Source organism: Tardiphaga sp. (genome assembly GCF_041424195.1).
In the GTDB taxonomy this organism is placed as follows: Bacteria; Pseudomonadota; Alphaproteobacteria; order Rhizobiales; family Xanthobacteraceae; genus Tardiphaga.
Window position 1 is genome coordinate 1 of record NZ_JBGMOE010000087.1, and the last position, 1,616, is coordinate 1,616.

Below are 1,616 nucleotides of genomic sequence, written 5' to 3' on the forward strand. Positions count from 1 at the left end.
AGACCCAGGGTCTTGACCTTCTCTTCTTCCTTGATCAGATCTTCGATCTGCACCAGGAACCACGGGTCGATCATGTTCATGCCGAAGATGTCTTCGACGGTCATGCCGGCGCGGAAGGCGTCCGCCACGTACCAGATACGCTCGGCGCCCGGCACGGTCAGCTCGCGCTTGAGGATGCTCATGCTTTCCGGATTGCTCAGGTCGAGCTTCTCGTCCAGACCGCAAACACCGACTTCCAGACCGCGCAGGGCTTTCTGCAGGGATTCCTGGAAGGTGCGACCGATGGCCATGACTTCGCCGACCGACTTCATTTGAGTGGTCAGGCGTGCGTCTGCGTTGGCGAATTTCTCGAAAGCGAAACGTGGCAGCTTGGTCACGACGTAGTCGATCGACGGCTCGAAGGACGCCGGAGTCTTGCCGCCGGTGATGTCGTTCGACAGTTCGTCGAGGGTGTAGCCCACAGCCAGCTTGGCCGCGACTTTGGCGATCGGGAAACCGGTGGCTTTCGAAGCCAGTGCCGAGGAACGCGATACACGCGGGTTCATCTCGATCACGACCATGCGGCCGGTGTCCGGGCAGATGCCGAACTGAACGTTGGAACCGCCGGTCTCCACGCCGATCTCACGCAGTACCGCCAGGGAGGCGTTACGCAGAATCTGGTATTCCTTGTCGGTCAGAGTCTGTGCTGGAGCCACAGTGATCGAGTCACCAGTGTGCACGCCCATCGGGTCGAAGTTTTCGATGGAGCAGACGATGATGCAGTTGTCGTTCTTATCGCGGACAACCTCCATCTCATATTCTTTCCAACCGATCAGGGATTCGTCGATCAGCAGCTCTTTGGTCGGCGACAGGTCCAGACCACGGGCACAGATTTCTTCGAACTCTTCACGGTTGTACGCAATACCGCCACCGGTACCGCCCATGGTGAAGGACGGACGGATGATGCATGGGAAGCCCAGGGTCTCGAGGACCGCATTGGCTTCTTCCATGCTATGGGCGATACCCGAGCGCGGGCAGGCCAGGCCGATGGACTTCATGGCCTTGTCGAAACGCGAACGGTCTTCAGCCTTGTCGATGGTGTCGGCATTGGCGCCGATCATCTCTACGCCGAACTTCTCCAGAACGCCTTCGCGCTCCAGATCCAGGGCGCAGTTCAGGGCAGTCTGGCCACCCATGGTTGGCAGCAACGCGTCCGGACGCTCTTTCTCGATGATCTTGGCAACCGTCTGCCATTTGATCGGCTCGATGTAGGTCGCGTCAGCCATCGCCGGGTCGGTCATGATGGTGGCCGGGTTGGAGTTCACCAGGATGACGCGGTAACCCTCTTCGCGCAGGGCCTTGCAGGCCTGGGCGCCGGAGTAGTCGAATTCGCAGGCCTGGCCGATAACGATCGGGCCAGCGCCGAGAATCAGGATGCTTTTTATGTCTGTACGTTTTGGCATGGGTTTGTCACTCAAATCCGCAGGTCAGTCGGCAAGCCGTCTTGAACAATCTTTAGAGAGCCCGCGAGGGCCACCGGGTTTCGGGGCCGCCCGCAGGCTGCTCAGTCAGCGTCGCTTGGCCATCTCATTGATGAAACGGTCGAACAGCGGCGCTACGTCGTTCGGGCCCGGGCT

Annotated in this window: 1 protein-coding gene; it reads right to left on the reverse strand. The window is 59.8% G+C overall.

Features of this window, described 5'->3' with window-relative positions:
• A partial coding sequence (gene carB, locus ACEK02_RS13500; RefSeq protein WP_371422199.1) for a carbamoyl-phosphate synthase large subunit occupies window positions 1-1,442 on the reverse strand: 1,442 nt, incomplete at its 3' end.
• Window positions 1,443-1,616: the final 174 nt, after the last annotated feature.